Origin of the sequence: Rhodococcus sp. NCIMB 12038 (genome assembly GCF_002165735.1) — a bacterium.
Lineage (GTDB): Bacteria > Actinomycetota > Actinomycetes > Mycobacteriales > Mycobacteriaceae > Rhodococcus_F.
Genome location: NZ_NHML01000008.1, coordinates 323,840 through 350,750 on the forward strand (window position 1 = coordinate 323,840; position 26,911 = coordinate 350,750).

Sequence of the window (26,911 nt, forward strand, 5' to 3'; positions counted from 1 at the left end):
GCCCCCGGCGCTCAGCAGCGTGCGTTCTCGGCGGGTATCAGCAGTGGCTCCGACCCGGCCGTCGCCGGGGCGCTCGTGATCGCCGCGACGGCCAGCGCGGACCCCGGCGGAAGATCGGTCCGGACGATGCCGTACACCTGCTGGGACCCGGGCTGGACACGCTCCGACACGTCGCCGCCCGCCCGCACCTCGCCGGAGCAGCGGTCGTACACGCTCACCCTCCACGTCACGGCATCGACAGTCGCCGCCGGATCGAGGTGGACGTCGACCCGGATCTCGCACGCCTGCCCGGGCCCGCACTCCCCGTTGGCGCGCGTGGCCGTGACGAGCGTGATCGGCCCGGCGCTGGCGGGCGCACCGACGTCGACGGGTGGCGGCACTCGTCCGGCCTCGGTCGTCGCCGGCGTGGGCTGATCGGCCGGGGGTTCCGGTGGCGGCGATACGGGTCGAATCTGATTCTGCTCCTCGGGATTCACCGGATTCAGGACGGCGTCCCAGCCTCGCTGCAGTTCAGTCCACGCCCGTGGAGCCATCCACACTGCGGCGAAAAGCATCAGGATCGCGACGAGCCCGAGGGCTCCCTGCCGCCGCGAGGGACGCCTCTTCCTGCGATGCCACGGATTCCGGACCGGCGGGAACCAGCCCGGCGATGCGAGAGTGAACCCGCTGACCACCGGCGGCGGCTTCTCACCGGCAGGCGGCTCCTCCACGGTGCGGCCGTCAAGGCGCGGTCGTCCCGTGGTCGCCGCGACCAGCCGGGCGAGTTGGCAGCGTTTCCGCCGCTCCTCGTCGGGTTCGACGTCGGGTTCGACCGCCAGGCGAACTCGTTGCAGCAGCGCATCGAGATCTGTTGTTTCGACCAGCGATTCGTGCAACCGGTCGGGCAGGGCCGAACCGCGACAGTTCGTCGCGATGCTTCGGAACAGCCCGGCAACCTCCTCGTTGAAATCTTGCCCGGACACCGCACCGCGCCCGTATTCGATCGTGAGATACCCGCTGTCGGACACCGTCACGTTTCGGATACGGCTGCGGTCCGGCCCTTCGCTGCGCGCCGGTTCGAGCTGATCGAGCGCATCGGCAACGAGCAGTGACGCCTGTGCCGGTGACAGTATCGCCGCCGCGAGGAGCCTTCCGAGTGCCACACCACTGACAGGGCCGGCGTGATCGGGTTGTGCGGGCGGTTCGGATCGAGCATCGGCGGGTTCGTTTCTCCTCGTGAGGAGCCCTGTCACTGCTTCGATCATCGCGCACCCCGACGCTCTGCCTCCCGCACCGTGCGAACGAGAACGGAGCGGACGGCGACGGACCTTGAGTTGGGCTTACCCTGTGCCGAAATCCTTTACGCCTGCGTCATTCCATTTAACTCCGGCCGATGCTCCGGCGTCCGCGAAATCGTCCCGTCCACTTCCGCACAGTCTCGTCAGCGTTCGGTCGGGGGTACACCGAACGCCTGCATCACGACCGCACCCCAGTCCCGCCATGCCGGGCAGGGAACAGGATCCCGGTGGTTCAGGAACCGGATCACCTCATCGTCGAAGGCGGCGGAGGTCGGTAGGGACGAGTGCGCGGCGCGGACCGGGCAACCGTTGCGTTCGACGTCCAGGCGCCGACCGTGCGGCATCAGCGGAAGATCGGCGGCCGACGCGATACTCAGCACGCGCACCTCTTCGGGCAGTCTCTCGCCGAGAACGGCCTGTGCGCTGCCCGCGTCCCCGAGCAGCTGCCGCGCCGCGGGAGTGTCGGGGTCGAAGGGGAAGAACGCGAACTCGATCGCGGGCACCGCCCAGCGCAACAGGTCGCCGAACACCCGCCCCGGTCGGTCGACTTGCGGCGGCGGAAATCCGAGCGGGGTATCCGGGAACACACCCACCAGGATCAGTACGTCCACCTGTGCCCGACCCGTGGCGACCGCTTCCCACGCGATCCAGCCGGCGTGGGAATGCGCGGCAACGGTCAACGGCCGCTGCAGGTTCGCCGCCTGCTCGGCGAACAGGGCGACCTGTTCTTCGACGGGCCGCTGGGTGTCGACCGGCTCGTAGGGGGCGCCCGTTCGGATCGGGCACGTGGACTCGCCTCGGGGCTGCCCACCACCGGTTCCGGCGTAGGAAAAGTAGTACACCTGTTCGCATTCGTACCCCAGCCGCTGCACGTCGGCCTGGAAAATCACCCCCTCACCCGAACGCGAGTTGATACCGGACATGAGGAGCAGCGAACCAGCCTGTCGTGGTCCGGGTTCCGGATCGTCGTATGCGCGGGTCCGAACGAAGATCACCGACACGACCGTCGACGCGACGAGCACCGCGGCAAGTACCGCGGCGGGTCGCCTCAGCGGCGCACGGCCCATCGCCCACACCGTCAGCCCCGTCACCGCTGCAGAAACCGGGACGAGCATCACGGTGAGGGCCGGCACGCGGTCCGCCAAGGCGCCCAGTGCGAGAATCGCCGCGCAGTACGGCAGCATCACCTCGATTCGCAGGCCGCGGCGCCACGTCCGCCCCATCGCCGCGCGCAGGGTGACACTGCCCTGCCACGGCACCGGCCCGAGTATCGACACCAGCACCGCGACGAGCGCTACCGCCGGCCAGAACGCCCGCGAGTACAGCATCGCGTAGGCGGTCGCGTCAGCGCACGACGCCAGCAGAACGGGGCCGAACGCAGTCGCGTAGAACGCTGTCGCGAAGCGGATACGCCTCGTGTCGAGTCCACCGAGCAGCCAGGCCATCAGCATGATCCGCACCGCCGACACGACGGCCAGCAACACCAGGAACTGCGGCCACGAGTCGGTGCGTACCAGCAGAAGTCGCAGGTCCGCGAACTGGTCCAGCGGCGGCAGCGCGACGAGGTGCAACAGTCCCGGCCACACCGGAACCACCCTGCACAGCGCGAGCACGACGACCAGCACGGCGGCGACCACCAACGGCCACCACCGCGCCCCGCGCCGCTCCCACCGACTCATACCCTTGGCTGTACTCGCTGTCGGTGGTCGTGCACAACCCGGCCCGGTCCATCACGCAGGACTTCGTGCCGGACAACACGATTCCAGGGTGAGGCAGCTCTGTCACTGCGGCAGGATCATCCCGGCGGAAGAATGAACATGACATAGCCGGGGCGTATCGGGGAGGATGATCACCTGATGGACGGTGCGGAGGTCGGAAGCCACGGGTCGCTCATGACGTTCGACCAGTTCGAGGACATCTTCCGGGTGGCCGCCAGTATCGGCGTCGTGAGGGACGACTTTCACCGATTCGACGACGTCGTCACCGGGAAGCTGTACGACCTGCTCGTCGTCGCCCAGTCGGATGCCGCGGCTCAGCACCGCGACGTCATCGAACTCACCGACCTGCCGATCACCAGAGGCCTGCAAGAGAACATCGGATTGTTCCGGGAACTCGGACCACACCTCCGGGTCGGCCCGATCCTCGAGCGACTGACCGGCTACCCGCCGCTCGACGGCGTCCTCGCCACCGACACCCGATCCGGGCTCCCGGACATCACCGGCGGGCTGAGCGTCGCCCTCGCGCGAACCTTCCGCATCGTCTACCCCGAGCTGAGGACCCTGCGGGCCCGGGCCACGCACTGGTCGCTGGTCAGCACCCTCGTCGACCTCTATCTCTGACGCCACCGACGACGGGTCACTGCCCACTCACAGCTTTGGGAACACCCCTGGGGGTGCAAACATCCACCCCCGGATGGAGGGTCGACCACCCCTCTGGGGGGAGTTGGCGGGGCCCCGTAACGGCGAAGACTGGTGTTCGTCCACAAGGGACACGGAAACCCACCCACACCAGACTCAGGAGCAACGCCATGAATTCGACCAAGACACGCATCGCCGCAGCAGCCGCAACGGGCGCCGCCCTCGGACTCGGAATGTTCCTGAGCCAGAGCGCCACTGCCATCGCCGCGCCCGCGCAGTCGACGTCGCCTCAGGTCGTCTCTCCGGATTCCGGGCTCTCCCCGTACAAGGTCGAGGTCAGGGACCGTATCGGTTGCGCCAATGCATGGCCCATGGTCTCCTGCGACGCCCCCGATGAGGACGTGCCGCCGCAGGTCACCCTCGTCGAACCCGGCACCACCCTGGTCGAGCCCGGTGGCACATCCCTCTACGGTCCGGCCTCCGCGACCATCCATCAGGTCAACTACCCCCTCGAGCCCGACGACGGGGTGATCTCCCACCCGCTCGATCCCGACATGCCCTGGATGTGATGTGACGACTACCTGAAATAGACGACTCGGCCGCCGGAGCCCATGGCCCCGGCGGCCGAGGTGTGTGTGAAGACGACTGTCCTGCGCAGCCGAAATATTTAGAAAGACGAACCATCGCTGACATTCGCACGCGCGAGGAGGACGATAAAACAGACCGGTCTCGCTCTGATCGTGGAACGGGTCCCGTTGTCGCGGGTCTTTTCGAAGCGATTCACCTTCTCCGCAGTTCCCGATCGAACGTGAGGCGGCCGAGATGACGGCAGAAAACGTGTTGGGCTCGCAGAGCGCCGATCAGGAATGTGAGGACTGCGGCTACAAACCGGAACTGAAGCGAACTCTCGGCTCCTTTCAAGTGTTCGCTGTGTCGTTCGCGTTCATCTCGGTGGCGGTCGGGATCTTCGGCACCTACGACGACGTCCTTCGAGACGCCGGGCCGGTGGGGATCTGGCTCTGGGTCGTCGTGGCGTTGGGGCAGACCCTGGTGGCGCTGGTGATCGCGCAATTCGCGGCCCGCATCCCTCTCAGCGGTTCCTCCTACCAGTGGGCCTCACGGCTGGCGAACCCGAAGATAGGCTGGCTGTTCGGTTGGCTGACCTTCTGTTACCTGGCGCTCGGCGTGGTGACGGTCGACAATGCGATGGCAAGCTCCGCCCTCATGCCGCTTTTCGGTATGGAGCCAGACGAGGGCACTGCGCGCGTGATCACGCTCGTCGTGGTGCTTGTCCAAGCAGTGCTCGTCGTGTTCTCCACGCGCCTCGTCGGCTTGATCACGTCGGGCGCGGTAGGACTCGAACTGGTGATCGTCGTGGTGCTGGCGGTCGGGCTCTTCGTCGCCGTGGCGGTCACGGGCGACGGCTCGGTCGGCAATCTCACTTCCCGCGGTGTCGCCGAGGGCGCCCCCAACTATTTCGCCGTCGGCGGCGGTTTGATGGCTGCCATGATCATGGGGCTCGCCACGCTCGTCGGCTTCGATTCCGCGGCGAACATGGCAGAGGAGGCCAAGGATCCGTTTCGCAGCGTCCCGCGCGCGATCGTGGGATCGGTCGTGGCGGCGGCGGTGCTGGGACTGGTGTTTCTGATCGCGCTCACGATCGCGATCAAAGACGTTCCCCGGATCAGCGGCAGTGACACGCCGGTGGCGGCGATCCTGCGCGATCAACTGGGTCCGGTGATGGAGCGGACACTGCTGGTCGCGATCGCGTTTGCCTTCTTCGGCGCGGGGATGGTGACGTTGGCGACCTGCTCGCGGATGGTGTTCGCGATGTCCCGCGACGCACGTTTCCCTGCTCACCGGGTGATGCGCCGGGTCAATCCGCGCACGCAGACCCCCATTCCGGCGACCATCTTGATCGTCGTCATAGGGGTCGTCCTGATGGCTGCCCTGCCCGGAGGCGCACTGCTGGAGTTGCTCACGGTGGGGACAGTCATCTCGGCGGTCCTCTACGGCGGCATAATCGTCCTCTATCTTGCGGTCCGCAAACGATTGGAACGTAAGTCGGGCGCGTTCGATCTCGGGCGCTTCGAACTGCCGATCGCAATCGGTGCACTGGTGTGGTCGGCCTTCGTGGTGTTCGTGATCGTGTCGCCCTCGAGTGCGTTGACCTCGATTCTGATTGCGATCGGGTTGCTCCTAGCAGGCGGAGTGTATTTCGCCTACCTGTTGATATTCCAACGTGTGGTACTCGAAACCGAGCCCGGAGACGCCGATGTCTTCTCGCACTGACCGACTGACAACGCCCCTCACCGCCACCACCATGCTCACCGGTGACGTGGTGCGTCCGGGCGATTCCGGGTACGAGGAGGCGCGGGTCGGATGGAACCGCCTGTATTCCCGCTACCCTGAGGCGATCGTGTTCTGCTGCGACACGCAGGACGTGGTCAACGCGGTCCGCTGGGCGCGAGAAGAAGGCATCGCCCTGCGTGCCCGCAGCGGACGCCACAGTCTCGAGGGCTGGTCGTCACTCGACGGCGGCCTCGTTGTCGACGTCAGCCGGATGAAGAACATCGTGATCGACGAATCGGCGGGCACGGCGACCGTGGGAACGGGTCTGACGCAGATGGAGACGGTCGCGGCGCTCGGGCAACACGGCTTCGTCGTTCCTACCGGCTCGGAGGGCGGTGTCGGGCTCGGTGGTGTGATTCTCGGGGGCGGCTTCGGACTACTGACCCGCAGCATGGGCATGGCCTGCGACAACCTGCTCGCCGCGGACGTCGTGGTCGCCGACGGCGCACGCTCGGCGAAGGTCGTGGAGGCCTCCGCGGACAGCAACTCCGACCTGCTCTGGGCGTGCCGCGGTGGAGGCGGCGGCAACTTCGGGATCGCGACGTCCTACACATTGAAGCTGCACGAGCTGTCGAACGTCACCTTCCTGGTCGCGAGGTGGACCGGACACGGCGATCTCGGAGATCTGCTTCGAGCATGGCAGCGCGAGGCACCGGTCGCCGACGAGCGGCTGACGAGCGCACTCGAGGCGGATTCCACCGCGGTCGAGCTGTCTGCGCTGCTGCACGGTGGTTCGCGGCGAGAACTCGAGGACCAATTGCGCTCGCTGTTGACGATCGGCAGTCCCGACGTGACGGTGACGGAGGGTTCCTGGCCGACCGTGTACGGCGGCGTGGACAGGGGTCCGAACGACGTCGCCCTCTGGAAGTTCTACTCCCAGTTCGTCACCCGTCCGTTCCCCGACGAGGCGATCGATCTGATCGTCCGCTTCATGGGCAACACCCCCAGCCCGCCGAGCAACTTCTTCTGCTCGAGCTTCGGCGGGGCCGTGCGGCACGCGCCGCCGGGGGGATCCGCGTTCCCGCATCGCGACGCGCTGTTCTACTGCGAGCCGGGCGCAGCGTGGAACGACCCCGCACTGAACTCGGCGGCGCTGGGCTGGGCCGCCGACTTCTGGCGCGCGCTGCGCCCCTACGGCGACGGCGCCTACGTCAACGTGCCCAACGCCGCCGCGTCGGACTGGGAGCGCGAGTACTACGGCTCCCACCGCGAGCGCCTACGGCAGGTCAAGGCCACCTACGACCCGGAGAACGTGTTCAACTTCGAGCAGAGCGTGCCCCCGTCGCCGGCTGACCCGTCCCGAGCCCTACGCTGGGGCGATGGCGGTCAACCGAAGTCGCAAGGCCAGGCGGGCCCGTAAACGCAAGCGTCGGATGGACAGTGTCGAGCACGACCTCACCGACGAGCAGTGGAATGCGCTCACCGAGGCGTGGGGCGGCTGCGCGTATTGCGGTGCGACCGACAAGCCGCTGCAACGCGACTGCGTCCAGGCGCTGTCCCGCGGCGGGCGGTACACCCTCGACAACATTGCCCCGGCCTGTGGCTCCTGCAACGCCAGCAAATGCAACGACGAGGTCACCGGCTGGCTGCGGCGCAAGCGGCTCGACGAGCGCGCATTCCTCCTGCGTCACATCGAGATCAAAACAGCGCTCGCGTTGCGGTTCCCCGCGTAACCACCGGCAACGTGCTATTTGGTGCCGAAGATGCGGTCGCCTGCGTCGCCGATGCCGGGCAGGATGTAGCCGTGCTCGTCGAGTTGGCGGTCGACGGCGGCGGTGTAGATCGGCACATCGGGATGGGCCTTATCCAGCGCGGCAACGCCTTCCGGGCAGGTCAGCAGGCAGACGAACTTGATGGATTTGGGACCGCACTCCTTCAGCCGCTCCACCGCCGCCACCGCGGAATTGCCGGTCGCCAGTAGCGGATCGACCACGACCACGTCGCGCTCGTGCAGGTCGCCGGGCATCTTGAAGTAGTACTCGACCGCGCCGAGGGTCTTGGGATCGCGGTACAGACCGATATGCCCCACCCGCGCACCCGGCACGATCGTCAGCATGCCGTCCAGGATGCCGGTACCCGCGCGCAGGATGGAGACGAAGACCAGCTTCTTCCCGTCGATGACCCTGCCGGTCGTGACCTCGAGCGGCGTCTCGATCTCGACCTCCTGCATCGGGATGTCGCGCAGCACCTCGTACGTCATCAGCGCGGAGATCTCGTTCGCCAGTCGCCGAAAACTGTTGGTGGAGGCATCCTTACGGCGCATCATCGTGAGCTTGTGCTGCACCAGAGGGTGGTCGATCAGGTGTACTGTCCCCATGTGTTCGTCCTCGTTTCGTTCTAGAAGACCGTGCCGTCGCTGACGACGGAGAGCGGAGGCAGCCCGCCACGCGTGCGCTGTGCCAGCGCGCGGCCCGCCGCCCAGGTGCCGCCCTCCAGGACGCAGGCCAGCGGCATCGCCCGGGCATCGACACCCAGGCCTGCGCGCACCAGCGGGGCCAGTTCGTCCAGCAGCGCGACCGTCAATGCGCGCCACTCGACGATCAATTCGTCGCCCGCCGTCCAGCTGCGCGCAGCCCAGTCGGGGTCGCGCAGGCGCAGCACGCCGGTGTCCAGAAGCAGGCCGCCGTTGCGGTATTCGGGCAGGCCCGTCAACGCGTCCAGTCCCACCACCCGCACACCGGCCCATTGGAAGGGCTCGAGCAGCGAATAGGTCAGCCACTGCGACAGTTTGTGGAACGGCACCCAGCCCCGGGTCAGGCCTGGACCGTCCACTGCCTCGTGAGGCCAGCAGTCGCCCAACGGCTCAATGCCGATGGCGTTGCCCGCCGGCCAGATGCCCGACAGCGACGTCAGAAGCTGCGACAGGATGTCGTGGGCCGCTACCGTCGATGCAGCCGAACCCTGCGGATCGACCAGCAGGTCGAACAGACCACCCGGCCGGCCGTGCGGACCGAACACGTCGGGCTGCGCAGCGAGCGCCTCGCCCAACCGGCGCAGCAGCAGCACCCGACCGTCGAGTCCCACCAACGGATTCGACGGACCCACCTGGAACGCCTCGGCCAGCAGGTCCGCGTCCAGGCCCCGCAGTCCCGCCGCGTCGACCTGCAGCGGCTGCGCCGCATCGCTCGAGAACAATCCGCCCAGGAAGGCGTGCCAACTCGCGACGCCCAGACCCTCGGAACGGGCGAAGTGCTGCCCGCTCGCGGCCTCGCGGTACTGCCAATCGGGACCGGCGCCGGCATCGAGCAGCACGCTGACCACCGCGAGGTCGATCATGGCGCGGGCGCGGCCCGGCGCGTCCAGAGCGGCCAGCCGTCCATCCAACTCGGCCTTTCGATCCACTCCACCGGCCTCGAAATGGCGCCACCGGCTGTGGAACGGAATCTTCAGGTCCGGATAGCGAGCACGCGTGACGTCGACGACCTCGCCCGCGGCAGTCTGCAGCGCGTCGTCGTCCACGCCGAACCAGTGTGAACCGGCCTCGCGCGCGCGACGCAGCAGAAGTTGCGCACGTTCCCGCACGGCGGACGTGGTGCGCAGGGCCGCGGCCGCACCCTCGGCCTGCCCGACGTCCAGGGCGGGACCGACGCCGGTCATGCTCATTCGTCCAACTCCCGGCCCTTGATCTTCGCCAATTCTTCGGCGTCCGGCACCGCGCCCGGGGTGAAGTAGCCGGCCGCCATCTTCGCGTCGATCTCCACGCGCGCGTCGGCCGGAATCAGGTCGGCGGGCAGATCGACCCGCTCCCCGACCTCGATGCCCGAGCCGGTGATGGCGTCGTACTTCATGTTGCTCATGGAGACCAAGCGGTGGATCTTTCTGACGCCCAGCCAGTGCAGCACGTCGGGCATCATTTCCTGGAAGCGCATGTCCTGCACTCCGGCCACGCATTCGGTGCGGGCGAAGTACTGATCGGCGGTGTCTCCGCCCACCTGACGCTTACGGGCGTTGTAGACCAGGAACTTGGTCACCTCGCCCAGCGCGCGGCCCTCTTTGCGGGAGTAGGACACCAGCCCGACACCGCCACGCTGCGCACCCCGGATGCATTCCTCGATCGCATGTGTCAGGTACGGGCGGCACGTACAGATGTCGGAGCCGAACACGTCCGAACCGTTGCACTCGTCGTGCACCCGGGCGGTCAGCTCCACCCCGGGATCGGCCAGGTCTCGAGCGTCACCGAATATGTACACGGTCTGCCCGCCGATCGGGGGCAGGAACACCTCGAGGTCCGAGCGCGTCACGAGCTCCGGGTACATGCCGCCGGTCTCCTCGAACAGCACGCGGCGCAGATCCGTCTCGCTACAGTGGAAACGTTCCGCCACACCAGGCAGATGCCAGACCGGCTCGATCGCCGCCTTGGTGACCAGCGCAGCACCGCTGGGCAGCAGGAAACGGCCGTCCGGGTGCAGGCGGCCCTTCTGGATGGCCTCCATGATCTCCGGCAGGATCACGTGCGCCTTCGTCACGGCGATGCTGGGCCGGATGTCGTGACCGGCCGCCAGCTCGGCCGCGAAGACCTCGGCCACCGTGGCGCCCCACGGGTCCAGGCTCACGATCTTGCCGGGCTCGCTCCACTGCGGATACGGGCCGATGGCGTTGGTGGGCGCGGTGTTGGTGAGGTCGGCCTTGTGGTGCCGCGACAGTGCACCCGACGCGACCGCCAACGCCCGGTAGATGCTGTACGAGCCGCTGTGCGTGCCGATCACGTTGCGGTGGGCGCGATTGGTGGTGGTGCCGACCACCGGACCGCGCTCGGACGCCGTGGGTGCGCCCCAGTGGACCGGAATAGCCCCGACACCGCCGCTGTGGGACGTCAATCGGATGTGGCCGGCGGGGTTTTCGGGCGTCGCGGCAACGGGTTCAGCGGACATGACGTTCCTCCGTCAAGGAAGGCCCGGCGGCACGGCATGCCTCCGGAACGTGTCTCCGGCGCCGGATGCTGCCCGCCACCGGAAACCGAAGCATAACCACCTTTCAGCCACAATGTCGTGCGGCGAAGACGCGGAGCGTTCAGGCCGCGCAAATGCCTCCGATAGTGTCGCCGTGGTGACGAAGAATCGAGCGCGCGCCGTGGACCTGCGAACCCAGGATGACGCGGACGACGTCGTCGCGCGTGGGAACACGTTGCAGGCAACCGTGCCGTCCCGTGCACACGATCACGCCGCGACCGGCGCCGACAGACCGGATGTGCTCGACTTCGTCGAGGCCGACAACGAGGGCAGGCTGGCACATCTCGTCCCGCTGCGGATCGGTCGGATGATCGCCTCACCGTTCGCCTTCTTCCGCGGCGCCGCCGGTCTGATGGCTGCCGACCTCTCCGCTACTCCGGTCACCGGATTGACAGCGCAGCTGTGCGGTGACGCGCATGCCGCGAACTTCGGCCTGTACGGGACACCGGACGGTCACATCGTCATGGACATCAATGATTTCGACGAGACCATCCCCGGTCCGTGGGAATGGGATCTCAAACGCCTCGCCGCCAGCCTGGTCCTCGCCGGACGCGAGGGCGGAGTGTCCGAGAGCGGGTGCGTCGAGGCCGCCGACGACGCCGTCAAGTCGTATCGGCGCACCATCCGCGAACTCGCCGAACTTCCGTTCCTCCAGTCCTGGAATGCGCTGCCGGACAAGTCGGTGCTCGCGCGGGCGAAGGCCGACGCCCTGCTCGACGACTTCGACAAGGCCGCGCAGAAGGCGCGACGCAACACCAGCGAGAAGGTGGCGGCGAAATGGACCGCCCACATCGAGAACCACGAGACGGGGATCCGCAGGCGACGGTTCATCGACGATCCGCCGATCCTCACCCACGTGGATCGCGCGACCGCCGATGCGGTGACCGACGGGCTGGAACGCTATGTCGAGTCACTTCGGGAGTCTCGACGGAATCTAATCACCCGATTCGCCGTGTCCGACGTCGCCTTCCGGATCGTCGGAACCGGCAGCGTGGGTCTGCGCAGCTATATCGCCCTACTGCACGGCAATCGGGACGAGGTGCTCGTACTTCAACTGAAACAGGCCCGGCCGTCCGCACTGGCGGCATACCTGCCGGTCGACGAACCGAAGCACGAGGGCAAGCGGATCGTGCACGGCGCCCGGCTGGTGCAGGCGGAATCGGACATCCTCCTGGGCTGGACGACCATCGACGGCCTCCCCTATATCGTGCGGCAGTTCCGAAACCTCAAAGGCGACATCGATCCGACCGGTCTGGAGCAGGACCATCTCGACGACTACGGCCGCCTGGCCGGCGCCCTGCTCGCGCGTGCACACACCCGCTCCCTCGATCCGCGGGCGCTCGCCGGATACTTCGCCGGCGACACGGAACTCGACGAGGCGATCGGACGGTATGCCGTCCGCTACGCCGATCAGACCGAAGCCGACCACGCAGAACTGGTGGCCGCAGTGAAGTCGGGGCGGATCGCCGCCGCACCGGCCTGAATCGGCACGACTACCTGGATCGTCGGGGGCCGAGACAGGTCGCCACTCCCTTGAGATACGACGCGCGGTTGCGCCTCGTATCCACCCGAGCCGAACTGCCTCGGAGTCGTGAGTGTGAGTGGCGACCTGTTTCGTCGCAAGCAGAAACCTACCTCGCCCCACCGACACGAACCTCCCGGCCGGGCTCTGCTGCGGCGGACCGCCGCCGCCAGCTCAACCACCGGAGGGACAAGGCCAGCACTCGCGGCACGACGAAATACACCGCGGTGGGAACGACGACACCGGTCAGTGACAACGCCCGAAGCCAGGTCGGCCAGGTGCCAGTGATCGGACCCGACAGCGTCATGACGGTCATGCCCAGCGTGACGAGCGGAAAGATCGACACCCAGGTGACGGCAACCCGCAGGTGGATGGACGGCACCGGCACGACGTCCCCGACAGCCCGGCCCGTCCGTGTGCGGCGCGTCTTCCTTGCCGCCGGGGCGAGTTGCTCCAGCACTGCAGATGCGAGAGCGAGAGATTCCATCCTGAGAGTGCCTTTCCGAAATTCCAACTATTCAGTTGCACTCGGAGCGTAAAGCGTGGAGGAGCAACTTGCAACCAAACAGTTGGAGTTTGTTCTAGGATGCACCGGTGGCGTGGGATACCGAACGAACGAAGAGACTCCTGCTCGAGGCCGGCGCCGAGGAGTTCAGTGCGTTCGGACTGGCCGGCGGCAGAGTCGACCGGATCGCCGCGAAGGCAGGAGTGAACAAGGAGCGCATCTATCAGTACTTCGGCAAGAAGGAGGCGTTCTTCAGCGCCGTCGTCGAGAGTGAACTGACGGCGTCCCTCGCTGCCGTCGAACTGTCCGGAGACGGAGTGTCCGCCGTCGCCGACTACGCCGGCCGTCGATTCGACTACCAACGCACGCACCCGGCCTTCACCCGGCTGCTGTTCTGGGAAGGCCTCGAACTCGAGAAACCGGTAGCCGAGGAAACCCGCCGGAGGCACGCGCAGACGTTGGTCGGGGGAGCCCGGAAAGCCACCGGCCTGTCCGAGGCCGACGCCCAGGAACTTCTCATCACGGTGATCACCCTCGTCGACGGTTGGGTCACTCTCCAGACCGCGGACCGGCTGTTCTCGCCACCTCCTTCCCGCCGCGACGACCGGGACTCACGAAGACGCGAATTCATCGTGATGACCGTCGAAGCCGCCACCCGCGCCGCGATCGCCCGCAGCGATCGGACCTGACCCATTGCGGTGCACGGGAGCGGATCGAGCTGACAAGGTCCAGTCATCGCATTCGGGTGGTGGTCGGTCGCTGCGAAGTGGCCGCTGGTGATACCACCCGTCGCGGTTGCGGTGCTGGGCCTGACCTGGGGGCCGCCACATCGGCACGGTCCTGGCACTCGCCGTCGCGGTGGTGCTGGTCGGTGCGGTGCTCGCGGCGGTGGCATCACTCGCGACGTTGAGCTTGGTGCTCCCGACCTTCACGACGAGCCGGCAAGGCCCCGAATTCTCCTCGGCCCAATTGGTATTCGCGGCGGTGGCCTCGCTGGTGCTGCACGGGATGTTCGTCCTCACCCAGACCGGGCCGCACCGGCACTTCTTCCTGCCGGTCATCACCGATGAACCGGGAACCGGCGATCGGACCTCCGCACCCCCGACGGGCAGGATGGCCGGGATGAGCCTCGCCCTGCTGGTCGTGGCGCTGTGCGCAGTCGCAGGGTTGGCGAAGGTGGAATAACCCGCATGGATCGGCGATGGCCAGCATCGGCTCGACCGTCCCCGCAATCGCCGTCGCGTCCATCTGGCTGGACGGGCCGCTTCTGCTCGGCCTCGGTCCGACCCAGGTCGTGCTGCCGCCCGTGGAGGCGTCACCAGCGCGCCCGCCCGATTCGCGTTCGGGTAAGTTTCCGCGCATGAGAACCGCATCGTGGGTAAGCGCGGCGACTGCGGTGTTGCTCGGCGCCACCGCTGCCGCAGCATGGAGGAAAGCGTATCTTGCCGATCAGGCCAGGCGCGAAGCGAAGGCCGCGCTGAATGCGGCGCTCGAGCAACTCGAAGCGATGACCCGGATCGCCGACGCCGCGCAGCAAGCGCTCCCACGACCGCTCGAAGTCGAGTTCGACGTCCAGCGCATCCGTGGACCCGTCGACCGGTTCCGGCTCCACAACGTCGGAACGGGAATCGCCACCAACGTGCGGTTCGTCGTCGATCCCGCCGAGGAGCAGAATCGGCGGGTCCCGACGCCGCAGTGGCTGGACGAAGACGCGGTGACGCTGCTGCCGAAGGAGTGGGCCGATTTCTCCGCGAGCGCGCTGTCTCCCGTCGCCGGCTCCTGGCGAATCGTATTTCCGGCCTTCGTCACGGTGATCCACGACGAGGCCGGCACTCCGCGACGAGTGGACCTGCCGGCGAGCGTCGTCACCGAAGACGGCGTGATCGGCTGACTGCCCGACACCGGCGCCCGACGAGGCGCAACCGAATGTTCACTGCCCCAGCCGGTCCTCGACCAGGTCGAACCAGTCGAGCACAGCGCGCTCGTAGACGATCCCGAAGTCGAGGGTGGCCAGCGCGAATCGGTTGGATCCGTGCACGGCGGCGTCACGCTCGTACTCGGCGAGCTGACTCTCGTGGGCCGCGCGGTGCGCGTCCAGCATGGCGGCCAATCGCTCGGGCGGAAGGTGCGCCCCGAACGCGACGGTGAGAAGCAACGGATAGCGAATGTTCTCCTGGCCCGGTTCGCGCTCGATCCATTCCGCGAACGCCCGGCGACCCTCGTCGGTGAGCGTGTAGGGCTTGCGCTCGCGGGCACCACGCTCCCCCGCCTCGATCAAACCGGCACGCTCCATCGCCGCGAGCTCGCGGTAGACCTGGCTGGTCGTGATCGACCAGAACTTGCCGATGCGTTCCTGTGCGGTCACCACCAGATCCCATCCGGTCTTGGAACCCTCGTGCAGGAACCCGAGAAGCGATGCCGCGGTGGCATTGAGGGGGCGTTCGTCCATCTCGCGGTCCTTCACTCGGTCGGGGTTGACATTCCACTGTGGCATATCGATCATAGTGGTAGCGACATTCCACAGTGGAACGTCATCGCCGAGGAGGGTCCGATGCAGTACGCGGACAACATCCGGATATCCGATTCCGAACGCGACCAGGTCGTCGGTGAACTCGGGCGGCACCTCACCGCCGGGCGGCTGACCATCGGGGAGTTCGACCAGCGGGTGGCAGAGGTCTATCGATCGACCACCCGGCAGCAGGCGCATCAGGTGTTGCGTGACCTACCGTCCGCAGCACCGGCCGCTGCCCCGCTCACGACACCACCCACCCGTCCGGTGCGCCGCCGCATCCCGGGTCACCAGCAGATCGAGTGGCTCGCCTGGGCCGCCGCGGGCGGACTCAACATCGCGATCTGGGGCATCATCTCGCTCGCTACCGGCGCGATGATCTACCCCTGGCCGGTGTGGGTGATAGGCCCGTGGGGGTTGGTGCTATTGGGCAGGACCCTGCTCGGTCGCGAAAGCGGGTGCGGCAAGCTCGCCGACGCGCTGCGCGACGACCGGGCGAGAGCCGTCGCGAGTCGCTGAAATGCTGCCGGCACCCGTTCCGCCCAGCCGGGCTGCGTCACCCGGTGAAACGCGTGGTCCAGAGTCGGATCGTCTCCTCGGTGGCACCGCGCTCCCGTAGCCACGCGTGGACTCCACCCGGGTGAGCGTCCCAACGGGCGAGGACACCCTCGATTGCCTCGGGGACGGCACCGCGCAGATCGCGGTCGTTGGGATGCGTCTGACCGAGTTCGGGGGCGAAGCGGGTGATGCGCGCCAGGACGGCGCCCATGTGTTCGTTGGTCGACTCGTAGTCGGCGACGATGTGCTCTGGCTCGACTCCGGCGGTGCGCAACAGCAAGGCCACGGCGACCCCGGTGCGGTCCTTGCCCGCCGCGCAGTGCAGCAGCACCGGGCCGGGCGCGGTGGCCGCCAAGTCGAGGATGCCCACGAGCCGCTGCCCCGCATTCGCGAGGATGCCCTGGTAAATGTCGGCGAGCCGAGCCCCCTGATTCGGTGCGGTGACCTCCGCGTCGGACAGCAGGGAGATCAAGTGCACCACCGTCTCGTCCGACCGCAGCGGGTGCTCCCTGGTCGCGAACTCGCGGGGGCTGCGGAGATCGATGACGGTGCGGGCAGGCCACTCGTCGACCGCGGTAGGGCGGGCGTCGCCCGGCGCGGGCAGAGCGCTGCGGTACAGCACACCGCTCCGCGTCCGGCCGCCCTCGGCAATGGGAAGTCCGCCGAGGTCACGCAGGTGGGGAGTACGTCGAGGTCGGTCACTGTCATATGAGCTTCTTTCTGAGGTAGGCGGCGGCGCGGTCCAATGCGACCACGACCACCAGGACAACAAGGACGATCGTGAGGACGTTGCCGTACTCGAAGAGCCGGAGTTGCTGGGTCAGTTCCATGCCGATGCCGCCGGCGCCGACGATGCCGAGCAGCGACGCGGCCCGCACGTTCCCGTCGAGCACGAGCAGGGTGTAGCTGGCCACGGTCGGCACACTCTGCGGCAGCAGAACCCAGCTGATCCGCTGGGACCGAGTGGCACCGGCGGCGGCAGCCGATTCCCATGCCCGCATGTCCATGGTCTCGAAGATATCGGCGAACAGCCGCGCCATCCCCGCCGCGGATCCGATGACGATCGCCAATGTGCCCGCAAGTGGGCCCAACCCGACCGCGGAGACGAACAGCAGCGCCGACATCAGTTCCGGGATCGCGCGGGTGACGTTGATCGACGCCCGCGCCGCGTGGTGGAGCCAGGCCTGGTCGAACACCGACCGGGCCGCGAGCAGCGCCCACGGCAGCGCGAGCAGCACGCCGATCGCGGTACCGATGACAGCGATGGCCAGGGTCTCGCCCATCAGCGAGACGGCGGTCGGGAGAACGGAGAGATCGGGCGGAAACATGCGGCCGACGAAATCGGCGATGTGGGGCAGGCCGTCGACGAGGGCGTCCAGGGAGAATTCGGTGGTCTGCGCCGACCACAGGACGATGGCGAGTACGACCACCACCCCGGTGCCCGTCTGCCAGGAGGGCCGGCGCAGAGCCGCGAGATCGGCGGTCGAGAGCGTGCGCTCGGCAGGCTTCGAGTCGAGTGTCATGGTCACTGCACTCCTGCGAGGGGGCGGGCCGGATCGGCATACAGGAGATCGAGATCGGTGTCGGAAATAGAAGCGGTCGGTCGGTCGAACACCAACCGTCCCGCTCGCAGGCCCACGAGCCGGTCCGCGACGTGCCGCGCCAACTCGACGTCGTGGAGATTCAGCACAGCGGTGAGTCCCTCGACACGGGCCAGCCGGACGATGTCGTCGACGACTCCGCGAGCCAGGACGGGGTCGAGGTTGGCGACAGGCTCGTCGGCCAGCAGCATGTCGGGCTGCTGCGCGAGCGCACGGGCGATCGCCACACGCTGACGCTGCCCACCCGAGAGCGCGTCGGCACGCTTGCGGAGTTGTTCCTCGAGACCGAGCCGGCAGACGGCCTCGACGGCAATCTCGCGGTCACGGCTCCGCACGAAATGCACGAGGCTCGGCAAGAGTGGCTGACAGGCGAGCCGCCCGATCAGAGCATTCGACAGCACCGTCGCCCGTTCGACGAGCTGAAACTCCTGAAACACCAACCCCACTCGCGCGTGCGCCCGCCGCCTGGCGCGGCCCCGCAACCCGCTGCGGTCGACACCGTCGTGCAGCACCCGGCCCGATGTCGGCGCCTCCAGCCCCGCAAGACAGCGCATGAGCGTCGACTTCCCCGCGCCACTGCGACCGAGCACCGCGACGATCTCGCCGGGCGCCACCCGCACCGACACCTCGTGCAGTGCCGTGGTGCCGTCGGGATATCGGTAGCTCACCGCATCGGCTTGCACGCGGGGAATTCCGTTTCGCGTCGTTGTCATTTCCGCGACAACTCCTCGAGATCCACCCCGAGTTCGGACGCCGCGTCACGGAAGATCGTGAAATCGCTGTCCTGCGCCTTCTCGAAGCTGGTTGCCCCGACCACTCCCAGTGCCGCCGCATTGTCTCCGTTCACGAATGCATCCACGATTCCCTGCGAGATGGCCGGGTCGAGATCCTTGCGTGCGATGACCACCAGCGAGACCGGGATGGGGTCGGACTCGGCGACGATCGTCTGCGCTGCTCCGTCGAGGACGCCCTTGTCGACCATCGTCTGATACGACGACCGGGCGTCGGCGGCGCAGTCGACCGAACCCTGCTTCACGGCGAGTTCGGCGGTGTCGTGGCCACCGGCGTAGCTGCCCTCGATATCGGTCTCCGGATCGATCCCGGCCCGCTTCAGCAGGAGCTTGGGGATGTAGTTTCCGCTGGTCGATCCGGCATCGACGAACGCGATCCTGCGCCCGCGAAGATCGTCGAGCGAGTCGATGCCACGGTCCGTGCGGCACACGAACACAGAACTGTAGGCCGCGCCCTTCGCCACCACGAGCGGCTCGACACCGGCGACGGCTTCGGCGAGGGGCGTCGGGAAGGGGCTGAACGCAGCGACGTCGATGAGCCCGGACCGCATGGCCTCGACGATCGACAGGTAATCGCTCGTCGGCTTCACCTCGACCGACTTCCCCGTGCCCGCCGCGACCAGCGAGGTGACCGGCTCGAACTTCGCCTGCAGGTTCGCATTGGCCTCCGCCGGTGGTAACCCCACTTTCAGCACGTCGGGCGCGCCGCCTTCGGCGGAGGAGTCGCCGCAGGCGGCGGCACCACACAGGGCCACCGCACACACGGCGACAGCCAAGGTGCGGCGCAGGGTCGGGTTGATGCTCACGGGCGGGGCCTTTCCGAGATGTATCCGAAGTTGATATCCGAATATTCATCTAGACAAGTAGCCTAAACCACCACCTCGGATGACCGGTAAATGAATGCATCCTGAACTCGAAAGACACGTCGGCTACACCGTCCGACCCAGGTCGAAGTCCTCTAGACTTATGGGATGCCGAGCAAATCGCCCCCGGGTCGGGTGCCGCTCTACCGACAGGTGCAGGACGTCTTGTTGCAGCGACTCGACGGTGGCACGTTGCGGCCGGGAGACCGGTTGCCGCCCGAGACCGACCTCGCCGCCGAACTCCGCGTCAACCGGCTGACGGTGCGGCAGGCGATCGGCGAACTGACCCGGGCCGGGCGGCTGGTCGCCAAGCAGGGGTCCGGCACGTTCGTCGCCCCGCCGCCCCGCCACTTCCCCATCGAGCTCGCCGCCAGTTACATCAACGATGCGGACGGTCTCAGCGAGGCATTCCGGTCCGTGGGCCGCACACTGACCGAGTCACTCGTCTCGAGTGAGATCGTCCTCGGCGGTAGTGCAGCGCAGGCAGAGGAGTATTTGCCCGGATGCCGGTTGCGCCGCATCGACACGGTGCTCGCAGTGGACGGTGAGCCGTGGTTCGCGAATTCGGTCTGGATGGACAACCGCCGCTTCGCCGACATCGACCGGCACCTGCGAGACGGCGTCCCGCTGTACACCGTGTGGCGCGACGTCTACGGCGTGCGACTGAAGGCGTCGTGGCGTTCATTCGCTGCGGGCGCGGCGTCTCCGCGGGTAGCTGCACTGCTCGGAGTGCCTCCGGGTGCAGCGGTCCTCTTTCGCGACGGCCTGAATCTCGACGCGGACGAGACCCCCACCGTGTACATCCACCGCGCGTGCCGCAGCGACCGGGTGCGGTTCGTCGCGAACTACGCCGCGAAAGACTGACCGGGTATATCCGGAGCGTGTGTCGGCCCACCCTCGAGGCTGTGAGCAGGCCAAACACTCCCTGACTCCGACCGGGCCGGGGCTGCGCGGACCAGAAATAGGTATACCCCCCGGTGATTCGGCCGATGTGTCACGTATCCCGAATGGGCCATGATGTGAGCTGTCTCACTCATAAGCACGGAGTCGCCCGATGGTCCGACGCCGCCACTGACGGAGGATGCCCGCACCGATGAACGCACAACCGATGACCTGCGGTGACTACGTCACGGCCACCTTCGCTCGCGACTTCGTCGCCGAGGGATTCGACCACGACACAGTCGAGCGCATCCACCGCGGACTGTTCGACGAGTGGACACACGCCCTCGCCCAGTCGGGCCTGTTCAGCAACGGAACAGTCGCGGCCACCCTGGACTCCTGGCAGGACGACCCGCATTCCCTCCTCAGCGCCCTGCTCGCCAACGCGGACGAGATCACTCTCAAGCGCTACGACCTCGTCTGGGAAGCCCTGGAACGAAGCGCCCACGCCGGGGCCGACGCCGTCGTCGAATACGCATGACCCGCCCGCCGGCGGCGGTGTCACCGCGAAGTCCACCTTGCCCGGGACCGACCCCTCCGCTGCACCGACCACACCACCCACACCGACGAACGAGACCATGAGCACCAACACATATCCCACCATCGAAACCATCCGCATCGGGCAGTACGGTCACGAATGCCGCTACTGCGGGCACGCCGTCGCGAAGGACGGCCCGGGCTACCGGCACACCACGACCGGTCAGTACCGCTGCGATCCCACCAGTCGAGCGCTGCAGGAAGCGCGACTGTCCGACAGCCTGGTTCGGAGCTGAGCACGATGAACACACAAGCGATGCAGTTGCTCCCGCCCCGTGACGGTCTCGCCGACTACCGCGACGCGGTCGATGCGCTGCGCGCCCTCGAAACCCAGGGCAGCCTTCGGGCCGATCCCCGCACAGCACTGCTGTTCGACAGCCTCACCGACGACCTCATCGAGGCCGCTCAAACGAACGGCTCGAGCGACACGATGTCACAGCGCGACATCTTCGCCATGATCGATTCCGCGATATCCCGCCCGCGCCCCTCGCTGTGAGCTAGTCGCACCGCGACTTCCCTTCGTCAGCAACACCTCACCCGTCTACTACGATCCTTCGTAGATGGGACGCACGGTCCGGGCGCCCGGTGAGACGAAGGATCGGCGATGACGAACGACCGCAGCGAGAGCCCGCAATCCCAATCGAAGCCGGGCGGCCTGCGGCGTCCTCCCTGGCTGGTGGCTGCCGCGGTAGCGGTGGTGGGGGTTGTCGCCGTCGGTGCGTACGTGCTGACCGCCGGATCCGACGACACCGGTGAAGCCCACGACTTCGCACCCAGCGCGGACAACCCCGACCCGTCACTGGCAATCGAGGGGATCGTCACCGTCGACTATGGGCCCGCCGACCATGTGCAGGCACCACAACGGGTGGCCTACGACCAGAGTCCGCCGTTCGGTGGCGCACACGATCAGTACTGGGCGACGTGCACCGGAATTGTCTATCCCGATGCGATCCGCACCGAGAACGCCGTGCATTCCCTCGAGCACGGGGCCGTGTGGGTGACGTACGACCCGGATCGCCTGAGCGCCGACGACGTCACCGCACTGGCTGCGCACGTCGAGGGCGAACCGTACACGCTGATGTCGCCGTATCCGGGTCTCGGTTCGGCGGTGTCGCTGCAGTCGTGGGGACACCAACTCCGACTCGACGACGTCCACGATCAGCGGATCGCCGACTTCCTCGTAGCTTTGCGACAGAACCCGAACACCTACCCCGAGCCCGGAGCGACCTGCTCGACGGTGGGCGGCGGATTCGACCCCGCCGATCCGCCGCCGTTCGATCCCTCCGCACCGGGCGTGGACGCAGTTCCGGTGGACGGCAACTAACTCTGAAATTTCTTGCCGGGATTTCGGCGATCATGTCGATATCGCGCTTGCTCATTCGACTCATTGACAGAAGCACAATGAGGAGGTGAGAGCGATGTTGTCGGCACATCTGTTGTCCGGTCTGACCAGTGACGAAGTCGACCTGATCGTTGCGGAGGAGCTTCATCTGCTCGATGCCACCGTATGAGTGGCAATGCGAGCCGCGGCGCGCGTACCGTCAGTCGCTTCGGGACATGTCTGCGTCGAGGGTGGCGGCGATCCGGTCTCTGATCGAGCGGTAATCGACGTCGGTCACGAAACGGTGCACGCGCCCCTGCGTCGGAGTGACGCCCCAGACACTCGACCGCCCGTCCACCCGGTGCACCCGGGGTTGGGCGTCGGTGGCGGACAGCACAACCGTCGGGTCGAGCATCACAGCGGCTGCGACGGAATCGTGTGAGGTGTAGATCGGGTGCTCCGCGCGGTAGGTGCTGGTGCAGTGCCGGTGGTAGTCCTCGGTGATGTCGCGGACGAACGACGCGACTTTTCCCGATGCGGAGCGCGCGACCAGGTCGGCCCAGTCCAATTCGAGTCGGCCGGTGACATTCATTCCCACCCACGTGATCGGCCCCGGCGATGTGGCCACAACCGCTGCAGCGGCCGGATCGTAATTGGTGTTCGTGTCGCCTTTCCCGAGGAACTGTGGTTGCGATGCGGCCTCGGCGCCTCTCCGCGAGGCGAGTCCCATTCCGCCCATGATGGTGACGGACCGGAACCGCGTCAGGATCAGTGGATCGCATGCGACGGCGGCGGCGATGTTGGCCAGCGGTCCCAGGCACAGCAGGTCCACCGCCCCGGGCCGTTCTTCCGCGGCGCGGAATAGTTGCTCGACCGCGGAACCGGGCGCCGAACCAGTGTCCCGCGGTGGCCGATGGCCGCGGTCGCCGAGTCCGTCGAGACCGTGTGCAGACGGCGTTGCGGGCGGCGGCCCGGGACGTGGCCGTCCGATACACACCGGAACGTCGCGGAGACCGACGACAGAGAGGACCGTGAGGGCGTTCGACGCGGCCTGTGTTTCGGTGCAGTTGCCGAAGACGCTTCCGACACCGACGATCTCGGTGCCGGGGTCATGCGCGAGAGTGAGCAGGGCGAGGGCATCGTCGACGCCGGTATCGGTGTCGACGAGTACGTAGCGATCGATCACTGCCCGTCCCGTCCCCTGCGATCCTCGATCGGATTCGGACTCGAATGCACTCGCGCGCAGTGTAACCGAGTCAGCAGCGCTCGCGCCCCGTGCCGGTTCAGTAACTGAACGTGACCGCCCCTTCGTCACCGATCCACTGCCACATCGGCACCGTCCCGGCGAGTTCGGCATTGGATACCAGCGCGTCCTTGTCGAGGTGCTTGGCCTCGAAGCAGATCGGACACACCATGTACGTGCCGCCGGCGTTCTCGAATCGTGCCGCCAGGTCGGGGAGCGGCGGACAACCTTCGCAGGCGACGCCCTGAATCGTGCCGTCGAGCGCGAGCCGTACCGCTTCCTTCGTGAGAAACATCCGCGTCTGGCGCTGTTGTTCTGCCGCGCCGACCGCGACCAGAAACGCAACCGTCACCTTCTCTGCGTCCTCGAGACCGGTGGTGAGACTGACCACTGCTTTATTAGTCATGAACTCGAGTCTTCGCCGCGCGACAACTGCCGACAAGGGCCCGAGGGGACAGTATCGCGCCTAACCTGAGGAGGTGTTCGAAGAGCGTCCGTTACAGCAGATTTCGACGCGGCGGAATGGTGACGGTAGGGTCACCGTTCGCCTCGAAGTCCGTCGAGGTCGCTCCACCAGCGCAAACGTCGCCGAGCATGTCGGGATTCACCCGCGCCTAATGGCCCGGATGGGAGCAGAGCCCCGCCAGCAGGCGCGGGTGAGTCACCGGGGAACGACCGCGTTGTTCACACTGATACCGGACGCCGATGCAGCAAGGATCGACACCGTTTGGGTAACAGATGGTGGATGCAGTCGGATCGGCGCTGAGCCCGGACACGCGGTGGTCCTCGACCTTCGGTGTATCGACCCCACCATCTCCGAGGCAGCGGCCGAAGTGGAGGGCGAATTCATCGAGCGACTCGAAGACGACGGGCATCACCACCGCCTCGTGGTCCTCGCACCGCACGGCGGCGCCATCGAAAGCCACACGGATCAGCAGGCCGAACAGGTTTTTGCGGCGCTCGGATCGCGCGATTCGACCCTGTGGACGTGCAAAGGGTGGCGACCGGCAGGCAACGCGTACCGGGCATGGCACATTTCCTCGGGCGATCTCAGCGTGCGCAGCTTCCCGCTTCTACATTCGCTGGCTGCACGACGATTCCAGTGGGCCGTGTCCTTCCACGGCTACCGAGGACACGACGTCCTCATCGGGGGCCGCGCACCCGCACGACTCAAATCGGATGTCCTCAACGCAGTCGCGAAAGCACTCGACGGAACCGGAGTCCGTGTTCGCGTGGCCGATCCCGGAGAGCGGTACAGCGGTCAATCCGCGTCCAACCTGGTCAACCGCCTGACCGTCGACGGCGTGGGCGGAATTCAGATCGAACAGCCCCGGTCCGCGCGGACCCTGTACGGAGACGCCATCGCTGCCGCCGTCACCAAGGTGTGTGAATCCTGGATCGCCGCCGACGCAGGTCGGTGATCACCTCACCTGGTCGCCGATACCAACCTCGCCCGTGCGACTCACCCACCGGGCGCCCAGCACGGTCCGTCCGGAGGCGGAGTGTGCTCGTAGCCCGGGTAGCACGGCAGAACCTGAGGTGCGGGTGCGGGTGCGGGCGCGGGTGCGGGTGCGGGTGCGGGTGCGGGTGCCGGCGCCGGTGGCGAGCCGGGCGGGAGACACGGTCCGTCCGGAGGCGGAGTGTGCTCGTAGCCGGGGTAGCAGGGCAGCACCTGAGGTGCGGGCGCGGGTGCGGGAACGGGTGCCGGTGCCGGTGCCGGTGCGGGAACGGGTGCCGGCAGCACCTGCGGTGATTGCGGCGCCGGAGTCGCTGCCGGCGGGACCTCGTCCTGAACCGGAGCCTCCGCGGCCGGTGGCGCCTGCTCGGCGGCCGTCGGGTTCGCCCCAGCCGTCGGGTTCGCCCCGGCGGTCGGTGATGTGGCGGGTGCCGGCCCGGCCGCGCTGGACGCCGGCACGGGCACCACGACGTCGGGTGATGACGATTGCGACCCGATGATCACGCCCCCGACGATCGCGACGGCGATGATCGCGGCGAGCGCAAGCCCTGCGAGCAGGAGACGGCGGTTGCGGTCGTTCGGAGGGGTCGCGGGAGTAGGGTCCGCGGCAGGCTGCGGACCTGTCGCCGCGGCACGAGCGGCGGCCGCGGCCAGGTCGCTCGGCGACCGATAGCGCCGCGCGGGATCGGCTGCCGTTCCGCGTGCGATCACAGCCTGCATGCCGACGGGCAGCGTCGAGAACATCGACGACGGCAACTCCCGGCCGTTCGACGCGAACTGCCCGCCGGTCAGGCACTCGTACAAAACGGTGCTCAGACCGGGGACGCCCGCCGCGGCGCCGGGAGCTGCAGGGATCCCGACGTCCGTGAGCTGAACCAGTCCCCCGTCCAGCACGACGACGTTCGCCGACGACACTCCGTGCTCGACCAGCCCCGCGGCGTGCACGGCCTCCAGCCCCGACGCCAGCTGATCGACAACTCCGACCGCGCGAGATGCCACCATCGGTCCGCCCGACTGAAGGATCGTCCGCAGGTTCGTTCCCGCGATGAGCGGAGTTGCGAGGTAGAGCCGGTTTCCGATCTGCCCGAAGTCGTGGATCGGCACCACGTGCGGGTTCCGGACGAGTGCCGCGATACCGGCTTCGCGAACGAACCGATCGCAGTATTCGTCGTCCTCGGCCGCGTCCCGCGGCAACGCCCGCACCTCGACGTGCTGAGCGGTGACGGTGTCGAATGCAGCCCACACCTCGCCGTTCTCGTCCACCGACAGCGACCGGTCCAGCCGGTATCTGCCGAACAGTGCTCCACTTTCCATTGCCACTCTCCGCCGATCGAAATTACCGCGTCTGCGGGTCTGTGCACCTGGGACGGGCGACGTATCGGAGTGGGGCGCCCGCCTCCACCGAGATTCTAGGCGGTGGCGGCCGGCGGTTCGCGGTGGAGGCGATCAGGGCACGTCGAAGGTACCGAAGCCCGGAAGCAGCGCCTGTGGATACTCGGCCGGGGCCATCGTGCCGACGACGATTCGCCCGCTGCCGGTGGCCACGTCGATCTCGGGGCGAGGCGAATCCGTCGACCCGGCGGCTCCGATCGGGATCGTGGCCGCGCCGGTCGCCCCGGTGTTCACGTTCAGCCAGTGCACCCGCACGGCGTTCGCCTTCATGTTGTTACCCGGTCCGGGTATGCATGTGTCCGCACTGATCGGATTCAGGACGTAACACTCGCTCACGGTGCGCAACCGCACGACCCCGGGTACCCGGCCCGTGACTGCGTCGACGGTGAAGTAGGCGGCGAGAACCGGGCTCATCCCGATCGGTGGGACCTGCAGGGTCGTCACACTTTCCGTCGTGTCCTCGGGCGCCGCGGCGGCGATGCCCTGCCCGGTCGCCGCGATCACCGCCGAGATACCGATTCCGGCGAGAATCATTCCTGCTCTACGCATCTGCACTCCCCCTACCTGCGCCGAGCCGTTCATTGCGAAGGGCCCTTCCCGCATCCTAGTGGTGTGTCTCGCAAATAATTGACTGTCAATTCGATAGAATCCCTGCATGAGGAACCCGGTACCCGCTCTGGAGATATCCGATGGGCAGCGCGTTGTGCTCGAGTCGTTGGCGCGCTCGCAGTCCGGTGCT

Annotated in this window: 30 protein-coding genes and 1 pseudogene; 16 read left to right on the top strand and 15 right to left on the bottom strand. The window is 67.4% G+C overall.

The window, feature by feature from the left end:
- Positions 1–11 precede the first annotated feature (11 nt).
- Together CA951_RS14835 and CA951_RS14840 are read right to left on the bottom strand one after the other, a co-directional pair.
- The gene (locus CA951_RS14835) at positions 12–1,142 is read right to left on the bottom strand and encodes a hypothetical protein (RefSeq protein ID WP_256973678.1); all 1,131 of its coding nucleotides are present in this window, start codon (positions 1,140–1,142) and stop codon (positions 12–14) included.
- A 278-nt stretch (positions 1,143–1,420) separates the two neighbouring features.
- The gene (locus CA951_RS14840) at positions 1,421–2,956 is read right to left on the bottom strand and encodes an alpha/beta fold hydrolase (RefSeq protein WP_087557530.1); all 1,536 of its coding nucleotides are present in this window, start codon (positions 2,954–2,956) and stop codon (positions 1,421–1,423) included.
- A 177-nt stretch (positions 2,957–3,133) separates the two neighbouring features.
- On the opposite strand from CA951_RS14840, the gene CA951_RS14845 reads away from it, so the two are divergent.
- From CA951_RS14845 to CA951_RS14865, 5 genes are all read left to right on the top strand, one after another.
- Entirely contained in the window at positions 3,134–3,616 is a 483-nt protein-coding gene (locus tag CA951_RS14845; protein WP_087557531.1) for a DUF1931 family protein, read from the top strand.
- Positions 3,617–3,804: 188 nt separating this feature from the next.
- Positions 3,805–4,203 carry a hypothetical protein gene (locus CA951_RS14850; protein ID WP_087557532.1) on the top strand — a complete coding sequence of 133 codons (399 nt, stop codon included), beginning with the start codon at positions 3,805–3,807 and terminating at the stop codon, positions 4,201–4,203.
- Between the two features lie 253 nt (positions 4,204–4,456).
- A complete protein-coding gene (locus tag CA951_RS14855) occupies positions 4,457–5,926 on the top strand; it encodes an APC family permease (protein ID WP_087557533.1) in 1,470 nt (489 codons plus the stop codon).
- Entirely contained in the window at positions 5,910–7,346 is a 1,437-nt protein-coding gene (locus tag CA951_RS14860) for an FAD-binding oxidoreductase (RefSeq protein ID WP_256973682.1), read from the top strand. Before CA951_RS14855 ends, CA951_RS14860 begins: the two co-directional genes overlap by 17 nt.
- Before the next feature lie 13 nt (positions 7,347–7,359).
- The gene (locus CA951_RS14865) at positions 7,360–7,659 is read left to right on the top strand and encodes an HNH endonuclease (RefSeq protein ID WP_087557535.1); all 300 of its coding nucleotides are present in this window, start codon (positions 7,360–7,362) and stop codon (positions 7,657–7,659) included.
- A 14-nt stretch (positions 7,660–7,673) separates the two neighbouring features.
- Here CA951_RS14865 and upp read toward each other — a convergent pair whose 3' ends face one another.
- Genes upp through CA951_RS14880 form a run of 3 tightly spaced genes read right to left on the bottom strand, consistent with a single transcriptional unit; the run spans position 7,674 to position 10,857 of the window.
- Complete coding sequence (gene upp / locus CA951_RS14870; RefSeq protein WP_087557536.1) at positions 7,674–8,303, bottom strand: uracil phosphoribosyltransferase; 630 nt, start codon at positions 8,301–8,303, stop codon at positions 7,674–7,676.
- Positions 8,304–8,323: 20 nt separating this feature from the next.
- Positions 8,324–9,589 (bottom strand): URC4/urg3 family protein, encoded by a 1,266-nt coding sequence (locus tag CA951_RS14875; RefSeq protein WP_087557537.1) that lies wholly within the window; start codon positions 9,587–9,589, stop codon positions 8,324–8,326.
- Positions 9,586–10,857: a GTP cyclohydrolase II gene (locus tag CA951_RS14880; RefSeq protein ID WP_087557538.1), complete on the bottom strand. Its 1,272-nt coding sequence runs from the start codon at positions 10,855–10,857 to the stop codon at positions 9,586–9,588. The genes CA951_RS14875 and CA951_RS14880 overlap by 4 nt, the downstream gene beginning before the upstream one ends.
- Before the next feature lie 175 nt (positions 10,858–11,032).
- Between CA951_RS14880 and CA951_RS14885 the strand changes: the two genes are divergently transcribed.
- Positions 11,033–12,418 carry a DUF2252 domain-containing protein gene (locus tag CA951_RS14885; RefSeq protein ID WP_087557584.1) on the top strand — a complete coding sequence of 462 codons (1,386 nt, stop codon included), beginning with the start codon at positions 11,033–11,035 and terminating at the stop codon, positions 12,416–12,418.
- Positions 12,419–12,566: 148 nt separating this feature from the next.
- Here the strand turns inward: CA951_RS14885 and CA951_RS44240 are convergent, their stop codons facing one another.
- Positions 12,567–12,944, bottom strand: coding sequence for a hypothetical protein (locus CA951_RS44240; protein ID WP_179220201.1), 378 nt, complete (start codon positions 12,942–12,944; stop codon positions 12,567–12,569).
- 107 nt (positions 12,945–13,051) lie between these two features.
- On the opposite strand from CA951_RS44240, the gene CA951_RS14895 reads away from it, so the two are divergent.
- The 3 genes and pseudogenes from CA951_RS14895 to CA951_RS14905 all read left to right on the top strand — a co-directional run bounded on the left by CA951_RS14895 (position 13,052) and on the right by CA951_RS14905 (position 14,853).
- Positions 13,052–13,651 (top strand): TetR/AcrR family transcriptional regulator, encoded by a 600-nt coding sequence (locus CA951_RS14895; RefSeq protein WP_087557539.1) that lies wholly within the window; start codon positions 13,052–13,054, stop codon positions 13,649–13,651.
- A 181-nt stretch (positions 13,652–13,832) separates the two neighbouring features.
- Positions 13,833–14,262, top strand: a pseudogene (locus tag CA951_RS14900) (ionic transporter y4hA); the annotation flags it as partial.
- Between the two features lie 60 nt (positions 14,263–14,322).
- A complete protein-coding gene (locus CA951_RS14905; RefSeq protein ID WP_087557586.1) occupies positions 14,323–14,853 on the top strand; it encodes a hypothetical protein in 531 nt (176 codons plus the stop codon).
- 39 nt (positions 14,854–14,892) lie between these two features.
- Here the strand turns inward: CA951_RS14905 and CA951_RS14910 are convergent, their stop codons facing one another.
- Entirely contained in the window at positions 14,893–15,411 is a 519-nt protein-coding gene (locus tag CA951_RS14910) for a PadR family transcriptional regulator (protein WP_087557587.1), read from the bottom strand.
- Positions 15,412–15,513: 102 nt separating this feature from the next.
- Here CA951_RS14910 and CA951_RS14915 point away from each other — a divergent pair, with 102 nt between their 5' ends.
- Positions 15,514–15,990: a DUF1707 domain-containing protein gene (locus tag CA951_RS14915; protein ID WP_087557540.1), complete on the top strand. Its 477-nt coding sequence runs from the start codon at positions 15,514–15,516 to the stop codon at positions 15,988–15,990.
- Between the two features lie 37 nt (positions 15,991–16,027).
- Here the strand turns inward: CA951_RS14915 and CA951_RS14920 are convergent, their stop codons facing one another.
- The 4 genes from CA951_RS14920 to CA951_RS14935 form a co-directional block, all read right to left on the bottom strand.
- Positions 16,028–16,651, bottom strand: coding sequence for a tyrosine-protein phosphatase (locus CA951_RS14920; protein ID WP_256973685.1), 624 nt, complete (start codon positions 16,649–16,651; stop codon positions 16,028–16,030).
- 82 nt (positions 16,652–16,733) lie between these two features.
- The gene (phnE, locus tag CA951_RS14925; RefSeq protein ID WP_087557541.1) at positions 16,734–17,552 is read right to left on the bottom strand and encodes a phosphonate ABC transporter, permease protein PhnE; all 819 of its coding nucleotides are present in this window, start codon (positions 17,550–17,552) and stop codon (positions 16,734–16,736) included.
- Positions 17,553–17,554: 2 nt separating this feature from the next.
- A complete protein-coding gene (gene phnC, locus CA951_RS14930; protein WP_087557542.1) occupies positions 17,555–18,343 on the bottom strand; it encodes a phosphonate ABC transporter ATP-binding protein in 789 nt (262 codons plus the stop codon).
- Positions 18,340–19,227, bottom strand: coding sequence for a phosphate/phosphite/phosphonate ABC transporter substrate-binding protein (locus tag CA951_RS14935; RefSeq protein ID WP_087557543.1), 888 nt, complete (start codon positions 19,225–19,227; stop codon positions 18,340–18,342). The genes phnC and CA951_RS14935 overlap by 4 nt, the downstream gene beginning before the upstream one ends.
- Positions 19,228–19,392: 165 nt before the next feature.
- Between CA951_RS14935 and CA951_RS14940 the strand changes: the two genes are divergently transcribed.
- From CA951_RS14940 to CA951_RS14960, 5 genes are all read left to right on the top strand, one after another.
- The gene (locus CA951_RS14940; protein WP_087557544.1) at positions 19,393–20,148 is read left to right on the top strand and encodes a GntR family transcriptional regulator; all 756 of its coding nucleotides are present in this window, start codon (positions 19,393–19,395) and stop codon (positions 20,146–20,148) included.
- A 229-nt stretch (positions 20,149–20,377) separates the two neighbouring features.
- The gene (locus CA951_RS14945; RefSeq protein ID WP_179220202.1) at positions 20,378–20,704 is read left to right on the top strand and encodes a hypothetical protein; all 327 of its coding nucleotides are present in this window, start codon (positions 20,378–20,380) and stop codon (positions 20,702–20,704) included.
- Between the two features lie 97 nt (positions 20,705–20,801).
- Positions 20,802–20,996, top strand: coding sequence for a hypothetical protein (locus tag CA951_RS14950; protein ID WP_087557546.1), 195 nt, complete (start codon positions 20,802–20,804; stop codon positions 20,994–20,996).
- 5 nt (positions 20,997–21,001) lie between these two features.
- Entirely contained in the window at positions 21,002–21,256 is a 255-nt protein-coding gene (locus tag CA951_RS14955; protein ID WP_087557547.1) for a hypothetical protein, read from the top strand.
- 108 nt (positions 21,257–21,364) lie between these two features.
- Positions 21,365–22,084, top strand: a complete 720-nt coding sequence (locus CA951_RS14960; protein ID WP_087557548.1) for a DUF3105 domain-containing protein — start codon at positions 21,365–21,367, stop codon at positions 22,082–22,084.
- 217 nt (positions 22,085–22,301) lie between these two features.
- On the opposite strand, the gene CA951_RS14965 is transcribed toward CA951_RS14960, so the two are convergent.
- On the bottom strand, positions 22,302–23,267 hold the full coding sequence (locus CA951_RS14965; RefSeq protein WP_087557549.1) for a nucleoside hydrolase: 966 nt from the start codon (positions 23,265–23,267) through the stop codon (positions 22,302–22,304).
- Between the two features lie 97 nt (positions 23,268–23,364).
- On the bottom strand, positions 23,365–23,730 hold the full coding sequence (locus tag CA951_RS14970) for a DsrE family protein (protein ID WP_087557550.1): 366 nt from the start codon (positions 23,728–23,730) through the stop codon (positions 23,365–23,367).
- Positions 23,731–24,103: 373 nt separating this feature from the next.
- Between CA951_RS14970 and CA951_RS14975 the strand changes: the two genes are divergently transcribed.
- On the top strand, positions 24,104–24,745 hold the full coding sequence (locus CA951_RS14975) for a poly-gamma-glutamate hydrolase family protein (RefSeq protein WP_256973690.1): 642 nt from the start codon (positions 24,104–24,106) through the stop codon (positions 24,743–24,745).
- A 41-nt stretch (positions 24,746–24,786) separates the two neighbouring features.
- On the opposite strand, the gene CA951_RS14980 is transcribed toward CA951_RS14975, so the two are convergent.
- Both CA951_RS14980 and CA951_RS14985 read right to left on the bottom strand, forming a co-directional pair.
- On the bottom strand, positions 24,787–26,094 hold the full coding sequence (locus tag CA951_RS14980; protein ID WP_087557552.1) for a serine/threonine-protein kinase: 1,308 nt from the start codon (positions 26,092–26,094) through the stop codon (positions 24,787–24,789).
- 132 nt (positions 26,095–26,226) lie between these two features.
- On the bottom strand, positions 26,227–26,721 hold the full coding sequence (locus tag CA951_RS14985) for a hypothetical protein (RefSeq protein WP_087557588.1): 495 nt from the start codon (positions 26,719–26,721) through the stop codon (positions 26,227–26,229).
- Positions 26,722–26,911 lie beyond the last annotated feature (190 nt).